The sequence below is a fragment of the Streptomyces sp. YS415 genome (assembly GCF_023544665.1).
In the GTDB taxonomy this organism is placed as follows: Bacteria; Actinomycetota; Actinomycetes; order Streptomycetales; family Streptomycetaceae; genus Streptomyces.
In genome coordinates this window covers 41,272-63,031 of the sequence record NZ_JAMJFL010000011.1, presented here as the reverse complement: position 1 = coordinate 63,031, position 21,760 = coordinate 41,272, and the positions used below count along the sequence as shown (strand labels likewise).

The following is a 21,760-nucleotide window of genomic DNA, read 5'->3' as shown; positions in this document are numbered from 1 at the left end:
CTTCACACCCTCCGACCCCCTGGTCCCCGTCAGATGCGGGAGAAGGCCTGCTCGATGATGTCGAGACCCTCGTTCAGCAGGTCCTCGCCGATGACCAGCGGCGGCAGGAAGCGCAGCACGTTGCCGTAGGTGCCACAGGTCAGGACCAGCAGGCCCTCGGCGTGGCAGGCCTTGGCGAGGGCGGCGGTGGCCGCCGCGTCCGGCTCCTTGGTGGTGCGGTCCTTGACCAGCTCGATGGCGATCATCGCGCCGCGGCCGCGGATGTCGCCGATGATCTCGAACTTCTCGGCCATGGCGCCGAGGCGGGCCTTCATGACCGCCTCGATGTTCTTCGCCCGGGCGTTGAGGTCGAGCTCCTTCATGGTCTCGATCGAGCCGAGGGCGCCGGCGCAGGCCACCGGGTTGCCGCCGTAGGTGCCGCCCAGGCCGCCCGCGTGCGCGGCGTCCATGATCTCGGCGCGACCGGTGACGGCGGCGAGCGGCAGACCGCCCGCGATGCCCTTGGCGGTGGTGATCAGGTCCGGGACGATGCCCTCGTCCTCGCAGGCGAACCACTGGCCGGTACGGCAGAAGCCGGACTGGATCTCGTCGGCGACGAAGACGATGCCGTTGTCGTTGGCGAACTTCACGATCTCCGGCAGGAAGCCCTTGGCCGGCTCGATGAAGCCGCCCTCGCCGAGCACCGGCTCGATGATGATCGCGGCGACGTTCTCGGCGCCGACCTGCTTGGTGATCTGGTCGATGGCCTGCGCGGCGGCCTCGGGGCCGGCGTTCTCCGGGCCGGTCGGCCAGCGGTAGCCGTAGGCGACCGGCACGCGGTAGACCTCCGGCGCGAACGGGCCGAAGCCGTGCTTGTACGGCATGTTCTTCGCCGTCAGCGCCATCGTGAGGTTGGTGCGGCCGTGGTAGCCGTGGTCGAAGACGACGACGGCCTGGCGCTTGGTGTAGGCACGGGCGATCTTGACGGCGTTCTCGACGGCCTCGGCGCCCGAGTTGAACAGCGCCGACTTCTTGGCGTGGTCACCCGGGGTGAGCTCGGCGAGGGCCTCGGCGACCTCCACGTAACCCTCGTAGGGGGTGACCATGAAGCAGGTGTGGGTGAAGTCGGCGAGCTGGGCGCTCGCGCGCCGTACGACGGCCTCGGCGGAGGCGCCGACGGACGTCACGGCGATGCCGGAGCCGAAGTCGATCAGGCGGTTGCCGTCGACGTCCTCGATGATGCCGCCGCCCGCGCGCGCGGTGAACACCGGCAGCACGGAACCCACGCCCTGCGCCACCGCGGCGAGGCGGCGGGTCTGCAGCTCCTGCGACTTCGGGCCGGGGATGGCGGTGACGACGCGGCGCTCCTGCGGAAGGTCGGTCATGAGGGGCTCCTGGGGGTTTTACGGAAGCTTGTCTTCTCTTTTCTCGCAGGCTAGGCCGGGGAACGGGGGGTGGGCATGCTCCATGTGGGCGTTGTCGAGGGGGAGGGTTGTCCGTGGTGGACATAGCGGGAGTACGGCTTTCCGCGGGCCCGCCGGGGTGGCTAGCCGTGAACTCCCTTTGCCGGGGCGTTAGATTGGCTCGCTGACGGTGATACGGGATGGCTGCTCAGGGGGCAAGGGCGATGGACAGCGACGGGACGCAGGACGCGCGGGGTACGCATGCGACTCCGGTGCCGCGTCCGGCGGCGCCTCCGGACCCTCCGGTGGTCCCGCCCCGGCCGACGCGAGCGCCGGACAGTTCCGCCTTTCTGACCTGGCTGCGCACGCCCCGGCCGGAGGCGCTGCCGGGGGTGTGGCGGTTCGGGCACAGCCCCAGGGCGGTGGAGGAGCCCGAGGAGATTCCGACGCGGCAACTGCTGAGCGGGGCCCTGATCGCGTTCCTCGTCGGCTGGCTCATCTGGTCCCTGCTGCAGAACGGCTATCTCGGCAGCTGGTGGTGGATTCCGTTCGACCTGATCGTCCCCGACTCCTGGCGCGGCGACGACAGTGTCATCGGGGACGTCGGCAACGCCCTCGTGTACCGCGGTTACGAGGTGCTCGTCGCCATCGGCATCATGATCGGGGTGGCCAGGCTCGGTCGCTGGTCCGAGGTCTGGCACCGCTTCGGCGCCCCCCGCTTCCGGCGCCGGCCGCCCGCCCCCGCGGCCCCCGTCCCCGAGCAGGACCCCGCCGAGTGGCCGCAGCTTCGGGCCGTGGGGGCCGTGGATGCCGCCGAGCGGCTGGCCGCCGAGGCCAGGGCCGGGATGATGCGGGACGTGGATCACGCTCGGCTCGTCCGGGCCTGGCAGAGCGTGCGCAGCGGGCGGCACAGCCTCGCCACCTTCACCGGCGCGGTGCTCACGGACGGCGCCGCCGCCTGCCCGCACCCCTCCGGCGCCCGCGACCTGCCCGCCCGGCTCGCCCCGCACGACCTGGTCACCGGCCAGGTCCGGCTCGGCACCACCGCCGACGACCCCCGCAACCCCTACGCCTACCGGGGCACCGGCCTCGCCCTCGGCCCCGAACTGCTCGGCACCTCCCTGCTGGCCATCGGCCCGGCCGGCTCCGGCAAGACCGGCACCGTCGTCCGCCCGCTCGCCGAGTCGCTGTGCCTGCACGCCCTCGCCGGCCGGGCCGCGGTCGTGGTGGTCGGCGCCGCGGGCACCGGGCTCGGCCCGGCCGACGCCTACGACGTCGTCGTACGCATCGGGAACCCGGAGTCCGTGTACGACCTCGACCTGTACGGCGGGACCACCGACCCCGACGAGGCCGCGGCCGTCCTGGCCGAGGCGCTGGCCGGGGACCTCGCCGATCCGCACCCCGGCAGCGACGGCCGCCGCGCCACGACCGTGCTGGCGCAGTTGCTCGGCCCGTTCCGGGCGGTGCACGGACGCTTCCCGTCCGTTCCGGAGCTGCGCCAGCTGCTCGACGGCGCGCCCGGACCGCTCGCCGCGCTGCGCACCGCGCTGGAGGGCTCGGGGCAGGAGTCGCTGCTGCGGGAGCTGGACGCCCGGGAGCGGCAGATGGCGCAGCCCGGCGACGTCGGGGGAGTCCTCGCGGACCGGGTGGCCCTGCTGGACCGGCCCGCCTTCGCCGGGTTCTTCGACACCTCCGGGCAGTCGCGGCCGTTCTCCCTCAAGGCCCTCGACCACCCCGTGCGGGTCCGGATCGACCTGCCCGCGCGCGGGCACGCGGACGCCTCGCGCATGCTGACGCGGCTGGTGCTCGCCCAGTTCACCGCGAGCGTGGCGGTGCGCGAGGACCGGTCGCTGTTCGCCTGTCTGATCCTCGACGACGCGACGGGCGCGGTGACGCCCGAGGCCGTCCGGGGCATCCAGCGGCTGCGGTCCGGGAACGCCGGCGCCGTGCTGACCCTGCGCTCCCTGGACGACGCGCCCCGGCCGCTGCGCGGTCCGCTGCTCGGCGCCGCCGGGTGCCGGATGGCGCTGTCCGGGATCACCCCGTGGGACGGGCAGGACTTCGCCGAGGTGTGGGGCAAGGAGTGGACCGAGGCCCGGGACGTCACCGACCGGCAGATCATCGCGGAGACGCCCGCCGGGAAGGCCGTGCACATGGTGCGCCGGGTGATCACCGGCAAGGCGCCGACCGCGCGGGCCGTCACCGTGCGGCAGGTCGAGCGGGAGCGGTGGTCGGCCTCCGAGCTGGCGCACGCGGTGCCGCCGGGACACGCGGTGCTGTCGCTGACGGATGTGCGGGGAGAGCACGCGCCACCGCTGCTGGTGGATCTGCGGGGCTGATTCGGGGCGGCGCCGCGACCGTACGGTGAGGCAGAATCGGCACAGGCCGTTCATACGCAGCGGCCAAGTGATCACGACGATCACACGGACGTCACCGAACTGAAGGCCTCATGCCCCCCACGCTCGCCTCGCTCGTCCATCACTCCGCGCTCAAGCTGACCGTGCGTGCGGGTGAGGACCGCCTGGACGTGCCCGTCCGCTGGGCCCACGTCAGCGAGCTCGCCGACCCCGTCCCCTACATGGAGGGCGGGGAGCTGCTGCTGATCACCGCCCTGAAGCTGGACGCGGAGGACCCCGAGGCGATGCGCCGCTATGTGAAGCGGCTGGCGGGCGCCGGGGTCGTCGGTCTCGGGTTCGCCGTCGGGGTGAACTACGAGGACATCCCGGCCGCCCTGGTCGAGGCGGCCCGGCAGGAGGGGCTGCCGCTGCTGGAGGTGCCGCGCCGCACCCCGTTCCTCGCCATCAGCAAGGCCGTGTCGGCGGCCATCGCGGCCGACCAGTACCGGGCCGTGACGGCGGGGTTCGCCGCCCAGCGCGAACTGACCAGGCAGGCGCTGACCGACGGACCCGAGGGGCTGCTCACCGCGCTCGCCTCGCAGGTCGACGGCTGGGCCGCGCTCTACGACGCCTCCGGCGCCGTCGTCGCCACCGCCCCCGAGTGGGCTGGCCGCCGGGCGGCGCGGATCACCGCGGACGTGGAACGCCTGCGGGAACGGCCGGCGCCCGCCTCCTCGGTCGTCGCCGGCCCGGAGGACGAGGACCGGGTCGAACTGCACTCCCTGGGCACCGGCCGCAGGCCCCGCGCGGCGCTCGCGGTCGGCACCGCCGCGGCCCTCGGCACCGCCGAGCGGTACGCCGTCCACTCGGCCATCGCCCTGCTCACCCTGACCACGGAACGCTCCCGCTCCCTGCACGCCGCCGAGCAGCGGATCGGCACCGCGGTGCTGCGCATGCTGCTCGCGGGCGAGCCGGACCACGCCCGCGCGGTCGCCGGGGACCTGTACGGCGCGCTGCTGGACGCGCCCTTCCGGATGATCGTCGCGGAGTCGGTGGCGGTGTCGGGCTCGGCGTCGGCCGCCCTGGCCGCCGTGGAGAACCCGCCGCGCGTCCAGGCCGGCGCCAAGCCCTCGGCCGCCGCCCTCGCCGCCGCCTCCGGCACCGGCGGCGACCCGCTCGGCGCGCTCGCCGAGATCGTCGAGTCGGCCGCCGCGCGCGCCGGGGAGTCGGTGCTGGTGGTGCCGGAGGGGGAGCGGCTGGTGGTGCTGGCCGCGGACGGCGGCGCCGCGGTGGCCGCGTGCGCGGAGTACGCGACGGCGCTGGAGGCGGCGCGGGCGGGCAGCGCCGTACGGGAGACGGCGGCCGGTGAGGAGGACGAGCTGGTCGTCGGGCTGTCCGCGCCGGCCGGCCCGATCGCCGCGGCCGCCGCCTACAAGCAGGCCGAGCAGGCGCTGTCGGTGGCCCGGCGGCGCGGGCGGGTGTGCGTGGAGCACGAGCAGCTGGCGGCGGGATCGGTGCTGCCGCTGCTCGCCGACGACGCGGTACGGGCCTTCGCGGACGGCCTGCTCAGGGCGCTGCGCGAGCACGACGCGACCGGCCGCGGCGATCTGGTCGCCTCCCTGCGGGCCTGGCTGTCCCGGCACGGCCAGTGGGACGCGGCCGCGGCCGACCTCGGCGTCCACCGGCACACCCTGCGCTACCGGATGCGGCGCGTCGAGGAGATCCTCGGCCGCTCCCTGGACGACCCGGACGTGCGCATGGAGCTGTGGCTGGCGCTGAAGGCGACCTCCGCCGACTAGCCCACCGCGCCAATCCGTAGTGCCCTCACCGGCCACTACTACGAGTCGGACAAACGCCACACCGCCCCGGCGCCCCTACCGTGGACCCCGAACCGAGGAACACCCACCCCCAACGCGGAAGGGCCGGAGATCACATGACTTCCACCCACGCCTTCTGGCTCGCCGGCCGCCAGGTCTCCGGCGAGGACACCTTCGACGTCACCTCGCCGTGGGACGGCCGGGTCGTCGGCACGGTGAGCGTGCCGACCGACGCCCAGGTCGAGGAGGCCGTGGCCGCCGCGTACGCCGTGCGGGACGAGTTCGCGGCCACCCCGGCGCACGTCCGGGCCGCCGCCCTGGACCAAGTCAGCCGCCGTCTGGCCGAGCGCACCGAGGAGATCGCCCAGCTGATCTCCGCCGAGAACGGCAAGCCGATCAAGTGGGCGCGCGGTGAGGTCGGCCGTGCCGTCTCCGTGTTCCGCTTCGCCGCCGAGGAGGCCCGCCGCTTCAACGGCGGCGAGGCCCAGCGGCTGGACACCGACCTCGGCGGCCAGGGCCGGCTGGCGCTGACCCGGCGCTTCCCGAAGGGGGTCGTGCTCGGCATCGCGCCGTTCAACTTCCCGCTGAACCTGTGCGCGCACAAGGTCGCCCCCGCGATCGCCGCCGGCGCCCCGATCATCCTCAAGCCGGCCCCGGCGACCCCGCTCTCCGGCCTGATCATCGGCGACCTGCTCGCCGAGACCGAGCTGCCCGCCGGTTCCTGGTCGATCCTCCCGGTCGCCAACGACCGGATGCCCGCCCTCGTCCAGGACGAGCGGCTGCCGGTGATCTCCTTCACCGGTTCCGAGCAGGTCGGCTACGCGATCATGGACTCGGTGCCGCGCAAGCACTGCACCCTGGAGCTGGGCGGCAACGGCGCCGCCGTCGTCCTCGGTGACTGGGCGAGCGACGAGGACCTGGACTGGGCCGCGACGCGGATCGCCACCTTCTCCAACTACCAGGGCGGCCAGTCCTGCATCTCGGTGCAGCGCGTGATCGCCGACGCCGCGGTGTACGACCGGCTGCTGCCGCGCATCGTCGCCGCCGTCGAGGCCCAGGTCACCGGTGACCCCTCCGACGACAAGACCGACGTCGGCCCGCTGGTCAGCGAGGACGCCGCCCGGCGCGTCGAGGCGTGGGTCCAGGAAGCGGTCGAGGCGGGCGCCTCGCTGCTCACCGGCGGCAAGCGCGACGGCGCCTCCTACGCGCCGACCGTCCTGACCGACCTGCCGGCCGGCACCACGCTGGCCTGCGAGGAGGTCTTCGGCCCGGTGCTGTCCGTGCAGAAGGTGGACGGCGAGGCCGAGGCGTTCGCCGCCGTCAACGCATCCAAGTACGGCCTCCAGGCGGGCGTGTTCACCCACGACGTGCAGGCCGCCTTCCGTGCCCACCGGGCCCTGGAGGTCGGCGGCGTGGTCATCGGTGACGTGCCCTCCTACCGCGCCGACCAGATGCCGTACGGCGGCGCCAAGCAGTCCGGCGTGGGCCGTGAGGGCGTGCGGTTCGCGATGGACGACTACACCTACGAGCGGGTCCTGGTCCTGACCGGCCTCGCTCTCTGAGCCGACCCGACGGCCCCCGGCGGCCGGAGCCCACTGTGCGGGGGCTCCGGCCGCCGGTGTCATTCAGCCCGCGGCCTGCGAGCCGCCGCGCTCCTCCTGCTCGAAGGCGGTGCGGCAGCGCTCCACCTGATCGGCCACCAGCTCCATGAACCAGCGCATGATCTCGTAGGGCACGACGTGCTCGTCGTGGCTGTGGACACGGACGGTCGGTTCCAGACCCGGGTCCTCGTCCGGGACGACCGCCACCACGAAGGCCACCCCGGGCATGTAGGTCTCCGCGCCGGGGGCCTCGCTGAGGGACGCCGGGGTGGGTCTGGCCTCGCTCAGCTCCACCGCCCAGGCGTCGTCGGGCAGCGCGTAGTGGAACTGGACCGCGTAGTGGCGGCCTGCGTGCTCGCGCAGTTCGGCTGGCATGGCGGCAGGCTGCCACAGTCCGGCGGCGGGCGTAACGGCTTTCCCGCGCCGAACTCCTGGCTAATGGGAACCGTTTTCATATAGTCTTCGCGAAGGGGTCCGGCGCCGATGCCTTCCGGCGCCGGGCCCCTTCCTGTCGGCCGGCTCGGTCCGGCCCCTCAACCGGAGAAGCCGACGTGCGCGAGCCGCAGGGCGCCGCGCAGTGCGAGGCGGACGTCGTGCACGCCCGCGGCCGTGAAGTCGGCGGTGAGTTCGGTGTAGGCGTACGGGCCCGGGGGCGAGTCCGCCGTGAGGGTCGCCAGCGGCGGCCTGCCGTCCAGGGACACCTCCACCGTTCCCCGGCCGGCCACCGTCACCGTCACCCCGGTGACGCCCGGGCCGAAGTCGCAGGCCCGGTAGAGGAGTTCGCCCGCCCGGTCCCCGGCCGGTGTCACCGCGTCGCCCGTCGTCCTGGTACGGTCGACGATCGCGGTGCCGCTCTGCTCGTCGAAGTCGGCCGCGTCCAGACGTCGTTGCCGCACCGCGCGCGGGGCCACCGGCTCCCCGGCGAGCGTCACCGTCGTACGCAGCCGGATGTCCTCGCTGGAGCCGCCGGCCATCAGGTCGTAGGGGCCCGGGTCGAGGTGCCATCGGCCGTGCGCCACGTCCCAGAACGCGAAGGCGGACAGCGGCACGTCGAAGTCGATCCGCGTCCGCTCGCCGGGAGCGAGGGTGACGCGGCGGTGGGCGAGCAGTTCGCGCCGGGGACGCGGGACCGACGGATCCACGGCCCGGCCGTAGAGCTGGGCGACCTCGGCGGCCGTGCGCCGCCCGGTGCTGGTCACCGTGAACGACACGCGCACCGCGTCCTCGGCCACGTGCGCGGACAGCCCGGCGTAGGAGAACGAGGCGTACGACAGGCCGTGGCCGAACGGGTAGAGCGGGGTGCCCTCGAAGTACAGATAGGTCTGGCAGCCGCCGATCACGTCGTAGTCGAGCAGGTCCGGCAGGTCGGCGTCGCTCGCGTACCAGGTCTGCGGGAGGCGCCCGGCGGGGGAGACGTCACCGGCCAGGACCCGGGCCAGCGCGGTGCCCGCGGCCTGGCCGCCGTGGGCCGTCCAGAGCAGGGCCGCCAGGGAGCCCGGCTCGACCGCGTACGGGTAGGCGGAGACCAGCGCCAGCACCGTCCTGGGCTGTGCGGCGCGGGCCGCGCGCAGCAGCCGCTCCTGGTGGGCGGGCAGGAACAGGGTCGTACGGTCCTCGGTTTCGCGGCCGTTGATGTGCGGGTCGTTGCCCGCGACCACCAGCACCACGTCGGCCCCTGCCGCGACCCGGGCCACCGCCTCCTCGCCGCGCTCCACGACGACCGTCTCGAAGATCTCCGGGTCCGTCCCGGCAACCTTCACGCCGTCGGCGGCGACCGAGACGTGGCGGCCCGTGCCGAGGTGCCGGAGGAGGTGTCCCCTGTCGTGCGGTTCCAGCCGGAAGGTCTCCTGCACGACCCAGCCGCCCGGCTGGTCGGCCGAGGCGCGGACGTAGCCGTCCTCGGCGACCGACAGATAGCGGCCGTCGGGCGCGCGCAGCGTCAGTACGCCCTCGCCCCAGTCCACCAGCGCGAGTTCGGTGCCGACCGGGTCCGTGGTCAGCGGCGGAAGATCGGTGCGGCCCGCGAGCAGGGCCGGGTCCAGCGCGCCCTCGGCGCCGCGCACCTCCTCGGCGGCGGCGCCTTCGGGGACGTACAGGAAGACCCCCGCCGACGTTCTCAGCCGGATGCGGTCCACACCCTCCGCGAACTGCACGCGGTCGGCGCCGAACCGCTCGCGCAGCCCTTCCAGCGGGGTGGACCGGTGGATCAGGGTGCCGCTGTACCAGTCGAGCTTGCAGTCGTCGGCGAGCAGGCCCACGACGGCGATACGGCTGTCCGGTCGCAGCGGCAGCACACCGTCGTTCCGCAGCAGGACGACCGCCTGCTCGGCCGCCTCCTGGGCCAGCGCGCGGTGTTCGGGGGTGTCGAAGGCGCCGGGGTCCCGGTGGTCGTCGAACTCGCCGAGACGGAAGCGGACCGAGAGCTGGCGGCGGACCGCGGTGTCGATGTCCGCCTCGCTCACCAGGCCCCGCTCGTACGCGGCCCGCACCCGTGCGGTGATCTTCGAGCCGTCCGTGCCGTGGTCCGTGAAGCTGTCGACGCCCGCCCGGAGCGCGGCCGCCGTCGCCTCCTCGTGCGTGTCGAAGTAGTGCTCGGAGTCGACCAGATTGGACGGCGCGCCCGCGTCCGAGCAGACCAGCAACTCCTCCCCGGTCCAGGTGCGCAACTGCTCGCGCAGATACGGCGACACGTGGTTGGGGCGGCCGTTGACCAGGTTGTACGCCGGCATCACCCCGGCCACCGCGCCCGCCTCGACCGTCTCGCGGAAGGCGCGCAGGTCGTACTCGTGCAGCACGCGCGGGCGGACCGAGGAGGACGCCGTGTCGCGGTCCGTCTCGTTGTTGTGGGCCAGCCAGTGCTTGAGGACCGGGGCGGTCCGCCAGTGCACCGGATGGTCGCCGCGCAGGCCCCGGGTGTACGCGGTGGCGATCGCCGAGGTCAGTTTCGGGTCCTCGGAGTAGCCCTCCTCGTTGCGGCCCCACAGCGGGTGGCGCAGCAGATTGACCGTCGGGGACCAGACGTTGAGGCCGACGCGTTCGTCGCGGGCCCGCATCGCGCGGGCCTCCCGGGACACGGCCGCGCCGACCCGGCGCACCAGCTCCGGGTTCCAGGTCGCGCCGAGCCCGACCGCCTGGGGGAAGACCGTCGCCGGGCCCATCCACGCCACGCCGTGCAGGGCCTCCTGGCCGGTGCGGAACGCGGCGACCCCGAGCCGCTCGACGGCCGGGGCGAACTGGTGCAGAAACCCGATCTTTTCCTCGAGCGTGAGCCGCGCCAACAGATCGTCGACGCGCTTCGCGACCGGCAGGCCGGGGTCGCGGAAAGGCGGGGTGGGCGGCGGGTCTGCGGTCACTTGGGGATCCCCTTGGGATGGATCGACGCGGCTCTTTCGAAGCGCTTCGATGCTGATTCGACAGGTGGGTGGGTGTCAAGGGATCAGCAGCTCCCATTCAGGCCGCACATGAGAAATGGTCGGGTCGCCTGCGGCGGAGGAATCTTGGGAGCGGCCCTTGTGCGCCCCTGGGTGTTCACTTAACCTCACAGCAACATCGAAGCGCTTCGACGCAGCACGCAGACATTGGTCGGAGGACTGCTTCCGCTCAGCCAGTTCCACTTACGACACCGCAGCCGACGGCCCACCGCCGGGTGTCCAGGTGCGCCATGAAGGGTTGACGCAATGACGCCGAACGCCTCCTCCGCCTCTTCCGCGACCAGCCGGAGAAGCTTCCTCGCCTCCTCGGCGGTCGCCGCCGCAGCGGTGGCGGGAGGAATGCCGCTGCTTGCCGCGTGCGGCGATTCGGACAGCGGCTCGCGCGAAGGCACCACCTCGGGCAAGGACGCCAAGAAGCTCCTGCCGGCCTACGTGGCGAGCAATGTCGTCGCGCCGGACATCCCCGCCAAGAACGGCTCCGCGGCCGGGTTCACCAGCAAGCTGGAGCTCGCCGAGCTGAAGACCTCGGTGCCCGAGAAGCTCGGCAAGGGCGGCCGGGTCACCGTCATGTCGCCGTTCTGGGGCTCGCCGCCCAAGAGCGACAACGCCTACTACAAGGCGATGAACGACCTGATCGGCGTCGACGTCCGGTGGCAGAACCAGGACGGCAACACCTACGAGCAGAAGCTCGGCGCGGTCCTGGCCTCCAGCGACGTCCCGGACGTGGTGGTGGTCCCGGGCTGGAACATGAACGGCAAGATACCCAGCGCCATCATCAGCAAGTTCGCCGACCTCGGCCCCTATCTCTCCGGTGACGCGGTCAAGGAGTACCCGAACCTCGCCGCCATCCCGACGGACGCCTGGCAGCGCTCCATCTTCGGCGGCAAGCTGCGCGGGCTGCCGCAGCCGGCGCCGTACGTCACCGGCATCGTGCCGCTGTACCGCCAGGACGTCTTCGACAAGGAGGGCTACGAAGTCCCGCGCTCCTGCGACGAGTTCCTGGCCCTGGCCAAGGACATCACCAACGCCAAGGCCAAGCGCTGGGCGTGCATGGACATGAAGTGGACGGCCTTCCAGGCCTTCGGCGTGCTCTCCGGCAGCGAGAAGCCGCTCGGCTGGAACCTGGTCGACGGCAAGATGATCTACCGCATCGAGACCGAGGAGTACCTCGAGGCGCTGGAGTGGTCCCGCAAGCTCTTCGCCGCGGGCGTCGTCCACCCGGACGCCGAGCTCGGCAAGAGCCAGGCCACCGACCCGGGCCCCAAGTTCGCCGCGGGCGAGTTTCTGATCTACGCCAACAACATCTCGCAGTGGTGGAGCCGCACCGCCGAACAGGCCACGCAGAACCCGGAGTTCAAGGTCTGGGGCATGGACGTGTGGGGCCACGACGGCGGCGACCCCACGCTCTGGGCCGAACAGCCCGCCGGCATCTTCGCCTTCGTCAACAAGAAGGCGTCCGAGTCGGTCATCCGCGACGTGCTGGCCGTCGCGAACGTCACCGCGGCGCCGTACGGCACCAAGGAGTACATGATGACCAACTACGGCGTGGAGGGCACCCACTACTCCGTGGAGGACGGCGTCCCCACCAAGACCGACCAGGGCAACATCGACGTGATGAACGCCTACGTGATGGTCGCGAGCCCCGCCCCGACCCTCGCCCACCCCGACTTCCCGGAGGTCGCCAAGGGCCAGGTCGAATGGCAGCAGCGGATGGGCGCCTTCACCAAGAAGTCCTCCTTCTACGGCATGCAGATCACCGAGCCCGGCCGCTACACCAACCTCGCCAACGACATGGAGCAGATGGAGGACGACGTCGTCCGGGGCCGCAAGAAGATCAGCGACATGCAGCAGTGGGTCTCCGACTGGAAGAGCAAGGGCGGCGACAAGCTGCGCGACTGGTACATGCAGGTCCTCGACGAGAACGGCTCCGCGGCCAACTGACCGGGCACCGAGGCAAGGAGAACGGCCGTGTCCCACAGCACGGTGCCTCGGAGCAGGGCCGAGGCCGACACGACGGCGAAGTCCCCGGTGACACCGGACGGCGCCACCGGGCCGGGCGGGCGACCGCCCGCACCGAAACCGAGCCTGCGGCACAGGTTCCGACGCGACCGCGCCCTGCTCCTGATGACCCTGCCGGCCGTCGTCCTGATCCTGCTCTTCAACTACGTGCCGATCCTCGGCAACGTGGTCGCCTTCCAGGACTACGACCCCTACATCAGCGACAACGGCGTCGTGTCCATCCTGAACAGCCCCTGGGTGGGCCTGGAGAACTTCCAGCGGATCTTCGAGGACTCCGCCTTCTGGCAGGCGGTGCGCAACACGCTGGTGCTGTTCTTCCTCCAGCTCCTGCTGTTCTTCCCCCTCCCGGTCCTGCTCGCGCTGCTCATCAACAGCGTGGTCAGGCCCCGGGTGCGGGCGATCGCGCAGGCCGTCCTGTACCTGCCGCACTTCTTCTCGTGGGTGCTGGTGATCGCGGTCTTCCAGCAGCTGCTGGGCGGGGCGGGGCTGCTCTCGCAGCTGCTGCGCGACCACGGGTACGACGGGCTCGACGTCATGACCGACCCGAACACCTTCAAGTTCCTGGTCACCGCGCAGGCCGTGTGGAAGGACGCCGGCTGGGGGATCATCGTCTTCCTCGCCGCGCTGGCCGCGGTCAGCCCCGACCTCTACGAGGCCGCCGCGATGGACGGCGCCAACCGCTGGCGCCGGATGTGGCACGTCACGCTGCCCGCGCTGCGACCGGTGATCGCGCTGCTGCTCGTGCTGCGCGTCGGTGACGCGCTGACCGTCGGCTTCGAGCAGATCCTGCTCCAGCGCGACGCCGTGGGACCGGGCGCGGCGGAGGTCCTCGACACCTTCGTGTGGTGGAACGGCGTCCGCAACCAGGACTTCGGCTACGCGGCCGCCGCGGGCCTCGTCAAGGGCGTCATCAGCATCGGACTCGTCCTGGCCGCGAACAAGGTGGCCCATCTGATGGGCGAGCAGGGGGTGTACAAGAAGTGACCACGGTCCTCGACAAGCCGGTACGGAACCGCTGGGCCGCTCCGCCGCGGCCGGTCTGGGAGGAACAGCCGACCAGGGCCGGTCTGGCGAGCAAGGGTCTCGTGCTGGGCATCGCCTGCCTCGCGATCCTGTTCCCGCTGTGGATCGTCGTCGTCACCAGCCTGTCCACGCGTCAGACCATCGACGAGGCCGGCGGCCTGGTGATGATCCCCAAGGACATCACCTTCGTCGCCTACCAGGAGCTGCTGAGCGGCGGGCAGGTGACCCGGGCGGCGATCATCAGCGTGCTGGTCACGCTCGTCGGCACGGCGTTCTCCATGACGGTGTCCGTGCTGTGCGCCTACGGCCTCTCCCGCACCGGATCGCTCGGGCACCGGTGGATCCTGATGACCCTGCTGGCGACGATGTTCTTCAGCGCCGGGCTCATCCCCACCTATCTGCTGGTGCAGACGCTCGGCCTGACCGACAGCTATCTCGCGCTGATCCTGCCCAGCGCGCTCAGCGTCTTCAACATCCTGGTGCTGCGCGGGTTCTTCATGGGCATCTCGCAGGAGCTGACCGACAGCGCCCGGATCGACGGGGCGGGGGACTTCCGGATCCTGTGGCAGATCGTCCTGCCGCTGTCCCGGGCCGTCGTCGCCGTGATCACCCTGTTCTACGCGGTCGGGTACTGGAGTGCCTGGTTCAACGCGTCGCTGTACCTGAACGACCAGAACATGATGCCGCTGCAGAACGTGATGATCCAGCTGGTGCAGAAGCAGGAGGCACCGGTGGGGCTGGGACAGGCCATCAAGACGGGGCAACTGTCCGGGCTGGCCGTGCAGATGGCGGTCATGGTGATGGCGCTGCTCCCGGTGGCCGTCCTCTCGCCGTTCGTCCAGCGGCACTTCAGGAAGGGGATGCTGACGGGCGCGGTCAAGGGCTGACACGGCGCCTGGTCGGCGGGGGACCCCCGCTGCGCGGCGGCTGCGGTTTCGTCGTGGCCGGTCGCGCAGTTCCCCGCACCCCCGAGGCAGGCAATCCCGCCCCTCCCAACAAGCGAGGTATGTCATGCTCACGCCCAACCTGAGTCGGCGAGCCGTTCTTGCCGGGACTGCGGCCGCCGCGCTCACCGCTGTCCCCGCGCTCCAGGCAAGCGCGCAGGCCGTCCCCGCCGCCCCCGCCTACCGCTGGCGCAACGCCGTGATCGGCGGCACCGGCTTCATCACCGGCGTGCTCTTCCACCCCTCCGTGCGCGGCCTCGCCTACGCCCGCACCGACATCGGCGGCGCCTACCGCTGGGAGGACCGCACCGCCCGCTGGACCCCGCTCCTGGACCACCTCGGCTGGGACGACTGGAACCTGCTCGGGGTCGAGGCCATGGCCGTCGATCCGGCCCACCCCGCCCGGCTCTACCTCGCTGTCGGCACCTACGCCCAGTCCTGGGCCTCCAACGGCGCCGTCCTGCGCTCCGACGACCGGGGCGCCACCTGGAGCCGTACCGACCTCGGCGTGAAGCTCGGGGCCAACGAGGACGGACGGGGCACCGGTGAGCGGCTGCTCGTCGACCCCCGGAACAGCGACACCCTGTGGCTCGGCACCCGGCACGACGGCTTGCTGAAGTCTGCCGACCGGGGCGCCACCTGGGCCCCCGCCGACGGCTTCCCGCCCGCGCCCAGTGCCTCCGGGCAGGGCGTCACCCTGCTGGTCGCCGCCGGCCGCGCCGTCTACGCCGGCTGGGGCGACGCCGACGGCACCGCCGCCAACCTCTACCGCACCGTCGACGGCACCACCTGGGAAGCCGTCCCCGGCCGGCCCTCCGGCACCGCCGCCAAGGTCCCGATCCGCGCCGCCTACGACCGGACCGGCCGGCACCTGTATCTGACGTACGCCGACGCGCCCGGGCCCAACGGGCAGTCCGGCGGCAGCGTGCACCGGCTGTGCACCCTGGACGGCAGGTGGACCGAGGTCACGCCGGTGGCACCCGGCGGTGACGACACCTTCGGCTACGGCGGTGTCGCCGTCGACGCCCGGCGGCCCGGCACCGTCGTCGTCTCCACCAACAACCGCTGGGCCGCCGTCGACACCGTCTTCCGCAGCACCGACGGCGGACGCACCTGGACGTCCCTCAAGGACTCCGCTGTTCTCGACGTGTCGGAGACCCCCTATCTGAAGTGGGGCGCAGACGCCCCCAAGTTCGGCTGGTGGATCCAGGCGCTCGCCCTCGACCCCTACGACTCCCGGCACCTCGTCTTCGGCACCGGCGCCACCCTCTACGGCACCCGGGACCTGAAGCACTGGGCCCCGCAGATCCGCGGCCTGGAGGAGGCCTCGGTGGTGCAGCTGGTGTCGCCCCCGGTCGGGGAGGCGCACCTGCTCAGCGGGTCCAGGGACATCGGCGTGATGTACCACGACACGCTCACCGCGTCCCCCTCGCGCGGCATGGCCACGAACCCCGTGTTCGGGTCGGCGACGGGACTCGCGCAGGCCGCGCGGAAGCCGGCGTACGTCGTGCGCACCGGCTGGGGCGACCACGGCAACGGCGCGTACTCCGACGACGGCGGACGGACCTGGGCGCCCTTCGCGGGCGCGCCCGACCTCGCCAAAAACGCACCGGGGCCGATCGCGACCAACGCCGACGGCACCGCCCTGCTCTGGGTCTTCGTGCACTGGGACGGCACCAGGCACCCCGCCTATCGCTCCGCGGACAACGGCTCCACCTGGACCGAGATCCCCTCCTTCCCGAAGGGCGCCACGCCGGTCGCCGACCCGGCCGACCCGACGCTCTTCTACGCGTACGACACCGATACGGGAACGCTACTGGCCAGCACTGACAGTGGCCGCACGTTCACCGCGCGTGCGACCGGGCTGCCCTCCGGCGACAGCCAGTTCAAGGTCGTCGCGGCGCCGGGCCGATCCGGCGACCTGTGGCTGAGCGCCAAGTGGAACGGGCTGTACCGGTCCACCGACGGCGGCGCGAGCTTCACCAAGATCGACAGCTGCTGGGCCTCGTACGCCCTCGGCTTCGGCAAGGCCGCCGACGGCGCCGACTACCCGGCCATCTACCAGGTCGGCTCCACGGAGGCGATCACCGCCGTCCACCGCTCCGACGACGCCGGCCGGAGCTGGGTCCGCATCAATGACGACCGGCACCAGTGGGGCTGGATCGGCGAGACCATCACCGGCGACCCGCGCGTGTACGGCCGGGTCTACCTGGCCACCAACGGCCGGGGCATCCAGTACGGGGAGCCCGCGTGAAGCCGGCCCTCGCCGACGTCACCCGGGGCCGCATCCTCTTCGGCGGCGACTACAACCCCGAACAGTGGCCCGAGGAGACCTGGCCGGACGACATCCGGCTGATGCGCGACGCCGGCGTCAACTCCGTCACCCTTGGCGTCTTCTCCTGGTCGAAGCTCGAACCCCGGCCGGGAGAGCGGCAGTTCGGCTGGCTCGACCGCCTGATGGACCTGCTGCACGCGAACGGCATCGGCGTCGTCCTCGCCACCCCCACCGCCTCGCCCCCGCCCTGGCTCGGCCGCCTGCACCCCGACACCCTCCCCGTCGACGAGGACGGCCGCACCGAATGGTGGGGCGGCCGCCAGCACTTCTCGCACTCCAGCGCCACCTACCGCCGGCACGCCGCCGCCATCACCGAGGACCTGGCCGCCCGCTACGCCACTCACCCGGCCCTCACCATGTGGCACATCAACAACGAGTACTGCACCTACGACTGGAGCGAGGCGGCCGCCGCCCGCTTCCGCGGCTGGCTCAGGCGCAAGTACGGCAGCCTCGACGCCCTCAACACCGCCTGGGGAACCGCCTTCTGGAGCCAGGGCTACGGCGACTGGGAGGAGATCCACACCCCGCGTCACGCCCACTACCTGAAGAACCCCGGCCAGGTGCTGGACTTCAAGCGGTTCACCTCCGACATGCTCCTGGAGTGCTTTCTCGCCGAGCGGGACATCGTCCGCCGGTACACCCCCCACCTCCCGGTCACCACCAACTTCATGCCGCTGTGGGCCGGGCAGGACGCCTGGCGCTGGGCCGAGGAGGAGGACGTCGTCTCCGTCGACCTCTACCCCGACCCCCGCGACCCCTTCGGCGCCCAGCACGGGGCTCTGGTCCAGGACATGACGCGCTCCCAGGCCCGCGGACCCTGGATGCTCATGGAGCAGGCGGCCGGCCCCGTGAACTGGCGAGGCGTGAACCACCCCAAGCCGCGCGGCCTCAACCGCCTCTGGTCCCTCCAGGCCGTCGCCCGGGGCGCGGACGCCGTCTGCTACTTCCAGTGGCGCCAGTCCCGGCAGGGCGCCGAGAAGTTCCACTCCGGCATGGTCGGCCACGCGGGCGAGCATGGGCGGACGTACCAGGAGATCAAGGGGCTCGGCGCCGACCTCGCCCGGATCGCCGGTGAGGTGAGCGGCAGTCACAGCGACCACGACATCGCCGTCCTCCACGACTGGCACTCCTGGTGGGCCGGCGCCCACGAGGGCCGGCTCTCCACCGAGGTCGACCACGCCCGGATCCTCACCGCCTGGCACCGCGCCCTCTGGGAGGCCCATCTCACCACCGACTTCGCCCACCCCGAGCACGACCTGACCCGGTACCGGCTCGTCGTCGTGCCCCAGCTGTACGCCCTCACCGACACCGCGATCGACAACCTCCTCGCCTACGTCCGCCAGGGCGGCACCCTCGTCTCCGGCTTCCTCACCGGCGTCGCCGACGAGGACGACCGGGTGCGCCCCGGAGGCATGGACGCCCGGCTGCGCGAGCTGTTCGGCATCCGCACCCTGCACGAGTGGTGGCCGCTGGAGGCGGGGGAGAGCGTCGAGTGCGAGGGGTTCCGCGGCACGCTGTGGTCGGAGGAGATCGACAAGAGCGACGACGCCCTGACCGTGGCCGCGTACAAGGGCGGTGAGCTCGACGGCCTGCCCGCGGTCCTGCGCACCGGCCGTGCCTGGTACCTCTCCACGCTCCCCGAACCGGCGGACCTGCGCGAGCTGCTCGAGCGGATCGGCGCCGAGGCGGGCGTCCGGCCCGTGCTCGACGGGCTGCCCGCGCAGGTCGAGGCCGTCCGCCGGGGCGACGTCCTGTTCGTGCTCAACCACGGCCGCGAGCCGGTCACGGTGAAGGTCCCCGGCACCCACCGCGACCTCCTGACGGGCACGACGGTCACGGACGACCTCACCCTCGGGCGCTACGGAGCGGCGGTGCTGAAGCCATGACCGTGCACGGCACCTGGGAGCCCGCCCCGGCCGCCCGCTGGGAGGACGCCTTCCTCAGCGGCAACGGCCACCACGGCGCCCTCGTGTTCGGCGACCCGGACGACGACCGTGTCATCGTCACCCACCACACCCTGGTCCGCCCCAACGGCGGCGAGCAGGCCCGGCCCCCCGAGCTGGCGGCCCAACTCCAGGCGCTGCAGGACAGGTTGCTGGCGGGGGACACCACGGCCGCCGAGAGCTTCACCGACGGCCGACCCCTCCAGTGGGTGCAGCCCTTCCACCCGGCCTTCCAGGTCCGGCTGCGCAGACCGCCCGAGAACGCCCACGGCTACCGGCGCTCCGTCGACTTCACCACCGGCGAGACGGCCGCCGAGCGCGCCGACTGGTCCAGCCGTGTCTTCGTCTCCCGCGCGGACGACGTGATCGTCCAGCACGTCACCACCGCGGGCCCCCGCCTCGACATCGCCCTGGACCACCGCCTGCCCGGCGCCCCGGACGGCCTGGGCGTCGGCCAGGGCGCGCTGCTCACCCCCGAGGGCGCCCTGCTCAGCCTGCGCGCCCGCTACCCGGACAGCGACCGCGCGTACACCGGCGTCACCCTCGTCGCGGTCACCCGCGGCACCTGCGCACTCGCACCCCCCGGCGTGCGCGTCGAGGGCGCCGCCTCGGTCCTGCTGCTCACCCGGGTACGACGGCACACCGGCGAGCTCGACGTGATCGAGGAGGGCCGCGCCCTGCGCGCGCTGCTCCCCGCCACCGGGCAGCCGTACGACACCCTCCTCGCCCGCCATCTGCCCCGGCACCGCACCGCCTACGAGCGCGTCACCCTCGACCTGGGCGGCGACCCGGCCGAGCGCGCCCTGCCCGGCTCGGAACTGCTGCGGCGGACCCGCGGCGCGGCCCTGCCGGAGCGGCTCTTCGCGGCCGGCCGCTACCACCTGCTGTCCAGCAGCGGTCTGCTGCCGCCCCGGCTCACCGGGCTGTGGACCGGCGACTGGAACACGGCCTGGTCGGGCGCCTTCACCACCGACGCCAACCTCAACCTGCAGACCGCCTCCGCCGTGGCCGCCGCACTCCCCGAAGTGACAGCGGCCCACGCCGCACTGATCGCCGGCCAGCTGCCGCACTGGCGGGAGAACGCCCGCGCCGTCTTCGGCGCCCGAGGCGTCGTCGCGCCCGCCCACACCGACGGCGAGTCCGGGCTCGTGTACCACTTCAGCCGCGAGTACCCCCTGCACCTGTGGACCGCGGGCGCGGACTGGCTGCTCAAGCCACTCGTCGACCACGACGAGACCCGCGGCGAACGCGACCCCGCAACCGCCTCCGCGCTCGCCGAAGTCGCCCTGTTCTACGAGGACTTCCTCACCCGCACCGACGACGAAGGGCACCTCGTCGTCGTCCCGTCCTACTCACCCGAGAACCGGCCCGCGAACGCGAGCTGGGGCACCCTGAACGCGGCCATGGACCTCTCGGCCGCCCGGCACGCCCTGCGCACGGCGGCCGCGTACCACCCCGAGCACGCCGAGCGCTGGAGAGCACTCGCCGACCGGCTCCCCCCGCACCGCGTCAACGACGAGGGCGCCCTCGCCGAATGGGCGCGGCCCGGCCTGGCGGACACCTACGACCACCGGCACCTCAGCCACCTCTACGGCGTGTGGCCGCTCGACGAGATCAACCCCTACGACACCCCGGACCTCGCCCGCGCCGCACACCGCGCCCTCGCACTGCGCGGCGCCGAGAACGACTCCGCGCACGGCCATCTCCACCACGCCCTCGTCGCCGCCCGCCTGCGCGACGCGGACCGCGTCGCCGACGCCCTCGGCCGGGTCCTGGACGGCGACTTCTTCCACGCCTCCCTGATGAGCGCGCACTACCCGAAGCGGGACGTCTACAACGCGGACGCCGCCCACACCCTGCCCGCGGTGCTGATCGAGGCGCTCGTCCAGTCGACCCCCCACCGGCTGGTCCTGCTGCCCGCGCTGCCACCGGCGTACCCGACGGGCCGGCTGCACGGAATCCGCACCCGCTTCGGCGCGGAACTCGACCTCGACTGGACGCCGGACGGAGCGACCGCGGTCCTCCGCCCCACCCGCACCCTCCGCGTCGAGCTCAGGACTTCCACCGGCACGAGACCGCTCGACCTCGTCGCCGGAGAAGACCACGTCCTCACCCCGTGGACGTGGTGACTCCCCGCATTTCCCCCCACCCATGGAAGGGACACCATGGCATCGACCCGCACGCTCCGCCGTGTCACCCAGGCCCTCATCGCCCCGGCGCTCGCCCTCGGCGCCACCGTCGGCCTCGCCTCCGCACCCGCCCACGCCGCCGTCTGGAGCTCCTGCGACCAGTGGGGCAACACGAACCTGAACGGCTACACGCTCTACAACAACATCTGGGGCTCCGGCGCCGGCAGCCAGTGCGTCTGGGCCAACTCCGGTACCAACTGGGGCGTCTGGGCCAACCACCCCAACACCGGCGGCATCAAGTCGTACCCGAACGCGAAGAAGGTGGTCAACAAGACGATCTCCTCGATCGCCTCGCTGACCAGCAGCTACAACGTCACGGTCCCCGCGTCCGGCGCCTACAACACGTCGTACGACATCTGGGACACCGACTACGACTACGAGATCATGCTGTGGGTCAACCACCACGGCCCGGTCGGCCCGCTCGGCAGCTCCCAGGGCTCCGTCACGCTCGGCGGCCACACCTGGAACGTCTACAAGGGCGACAACGGCGCCAACCAGGTCTTCTCGTTCCTGCGCACCTCGGACTCGAACTCCGGCACCGTGAACATCAAGCCGATCCTCACCTGGATCGCGAGCACCAAGGGCTGGATGTCCAGCAACGAGACGATCGGGGACGTCCAGTTCGGCTACGAGATCACCTCGTCCTCCGGCGGCCTGGACTTCGTCACCAACAACCTGACCGTCAGCAGCAGTTGATCAGGTGAGAGTGCGGCCGGTCCCGTACCTATCGCGGGACCGGC

General features: G+C 72.5%; 13 protein-coding genes. 10 read left to right on the top strand and 3 right to left on the bottom strand.

What is annotated here, in order from left to right:
• Positions 1-29 precede the first annotated feature (29 nt).
• Positions 30-1,364, bottom strand: coding sequence for a 4-aminobutyrate--2-oxoglutarate transaminase (gene gabT / locus M8H82_RS16160; RefSeq protein WP_250074500.1), 1,335 nt, complete (start codon positions 1,362-1,364; stop codon positions 30-32).
• A 242-nt stretch (positions 1,365-1,606) separates the two neighbouring features.
• Here gabT and M8H82_RS16155 point away from each other — a divergent pair, with 242 nt between their 5' ends.
• The 3 genes from M8H82_RS16155 (at position 1,607) to M8H82_RS16145 (ending at position 7,097) form a co-directional block, all read left to right on the top strand.
• Positions 1,607-3,721, top strand: a complete 2,115-nt coding sequence (locus M8H82_RS16155; protein WP_250074498.1) for an ATP-binding protein — start codon at positions 1,607-1,609, stop codon at positions 3,719-3,721.
• A 110-nt stretch (positions 3,722-3,831) separates the two neighbouring features.
• Positions 3,832-5,517, top strand: coding sequence for a PucR family transcriptional regulator (locus M8H82_RS16150; RefSeq protein WP_250074497.1), 1,686 nt, complete (start codon positions 3,832-3,834; stop codon positions 5,515-5,517).
• A 134-nt stretch (positions 5,518-5,651) separates the two neighbouring features.
• Positions 5,652-7,097, top strand: a complete 1,446-nt coding sequence (locus M8H82_RS16145; RefSeq protein ID WP_250074495.1) for an aldehyde dehydrogenase family protein — start codon at positions 5,652-5,654, stop codon at positions 7,095-7,097.
• Between the two features lie 63 nt (positions 7,098-7,160).
• On the opposite strand, the gene M8H82_RS16140 is transcribed toward M8H82_RS16145, so the two are convergent.
• Entirely contained in the window at positions 7,161-7,511 is a 351-nt protein-coding gene (locus M8H82_RS16140; protein WP_250074492.1) for a hypothetical protein, read from the bottom strand.
• Between the two features lie 158 nt (positions 7,512-7,669).
• A complete protein-coding gene (locus tag M8H82_RS16135) occupies positions 7,670-10,489 on the bottom strand; it encodes a glycoside hydrolase family 3 C-terminal domain-containing protein (protein ID WP_250074490.1) in 2,820 nt (939 codons plus the stop codon).
• 324 nt (positions 10,490-10,813) lie between these two features.
• Between M8H82_RS16135 and M8H82_RS16130 the strand changes: the two genes are divergently transcribed.
• The 7 genes from M8H82_RS16130 (at position 10,814) to M8H82_RS16100 (ending at position 21,716) form a co-directional block, all read left to right on the top strand.
• Positions 10,814-12,508 carry an extracellular solute-binding protein gene (locus tag M8H82_RS16130; protein WP_250074488.1) on the top strand — a complete coding sequence of 565 codons (1,695 nt, stop codon included), beginning with the start codon at positions 10,814-10,816 and terminating at the stop codon, positions 12,506-12,508.
• Between the two features lie 27 nt (positions 12,509-12,535).
• A complete protein-coding gene (locus M8H82_RS16125; protein WP_250074486.1) occupies positions 12,536-13,570 on the top strand; it encodes an ABC transporter permease subunit in 1,035 nt (344 codons plus the stop codon).
• On the top strand, positions 13,567-14,496 hold the full coding sequence (locus M8H82_RS16120) for a carbohydrate ABC transporter permease (protein ID WP_250074484.1): 930 nt from the start codon (positions 13,567-13,569) through the stop codon (positions 14,494-14,496). Before M8H82_RS16125 ends, M8H82_RS16120 begins: the two co-directional genes overlap by 4 nt.
• Before the next feature lie 124 nt (positions 14,497-14,620).
• The gene (locus M8H82_RS16115; RefSeq protein ID WP_250074481.1) at positions 14,621-16,807 is read left to right on the top strand and encodes a 1,4-beta-glucanase; all 2,187 of its coding nucleotides are present in this window, start codon (positions 14,621-14,623) and stop codon (positions 16,805-16,807) included.
• Complete coding sequence (locus M8H82_RS16110; RefSeq protein ID WP_250074480.1) at positions 16,804-18,774, top strand: beta-galactosidase; 1,971 nt, start codon at positions 16,804-16,806, stop codon at positions 18,772-18,774. Before M8H82_RS16115 ends, M8H82_RS16110 begins: the two co-directional genes overlap by 4 nt.
• Positions 18,771-20,960, top strand: a complete 2,190-nt coding sequence (locus tag M8H82_RS16105; RefSeq protein ID WP_250074478.1) for a glycoside hydrolase N-terminal domain-containing protein — start codon at positions 18,771-18,773, stop codon at positions 20,958-20,960. The genes M8H82_RS16110 and M8H82_RS16105 overlap by 4 nt, the downstream gene beginning before the upstream one ends.
• A gap of 36 nt (positions 20,961-20,996) precedes the next feature.
• On the top strand, positions 20,997-21,716 hold the full coding sequence (locus tag M8H82_RS16100) for a hypothetical protein (RefSeq protein ID WP_250074476.1): 720 nt from the start codon (positions 20,997-20,999) through the stop codon (positions 21,714-21,716).
• The last annotated feature ends 44 nt before the right edge of the window (positions 21,717-21,760 follow it).

Excerpts from the sequence above, each read along its gene's own strand:
- gabT (WP_250074500.1), bottom strand. The coding sequence starts at position 1,364 with ATGACCGACCTTCCGCAGGAGCGCCGCGTCGTCACCGCCATCCCCGGC.
- M8H82_RS16155 (WP_250074498.1), top strand. The coding sequence starts at position 1,607 with ATGGACAGCGACGGGACGCAGGACGCGCGGGGTACGCATGCGACTCCG.
- M8H82_RS16150 (WP_250074497.1), top strand. The coding sequence starts at position 3,832 with ATGCCCCCCACGCTCGCCTCGCTCGTCCATCACTCCGCGCTCAAGCTG.
- M8H82_RS16145 (WP_250074495.1), top strand. The coding sequence starts at position 5,652 with ATGACTTCCACCCACGCCTTCTGGCTCGCCGGCCGCCAGGTCTCCGGC.
- M8H82_RS16140 (WP_250074492.1), bottom strand. The coding sequence starts at position 7,511 with ATGCCAGCCGAACTGCGCGAGCACGCAGGCCGCCACTACGCGGTCCAG.
- M8H82_RS16130 (WP_250074488.1), top strand. The coding sequence starts at position 10,814 with ATGACGCCGAACGCCTCCTCCGCCTCTTCCGCGACCAGCCGGAGAAGC.
- M8H82_RS16115 (WP_250074481.1), top strand. The coding sequence starts at position 14,621 with ATGCTCACGCCCAACCTGAGTCGGCGAGCCGTTCTTGCCGGGACTGCG.
- M8H82_RS16105 (WP_250074478.1), top strand. The coding sequence starts at position 18,771 with ATGACCGTGCACGGCACCTGGGAGCCCGCCCCGGCCGCCCGCTGGGAG.
- M8H82_RS16100 (WP_250074476.1), top strand. The coding sequence starts at position 20,997 with ATGGCATCGACCCGCACGCTCCGCCGTGTCACCCAGGCCCTCATCGCC.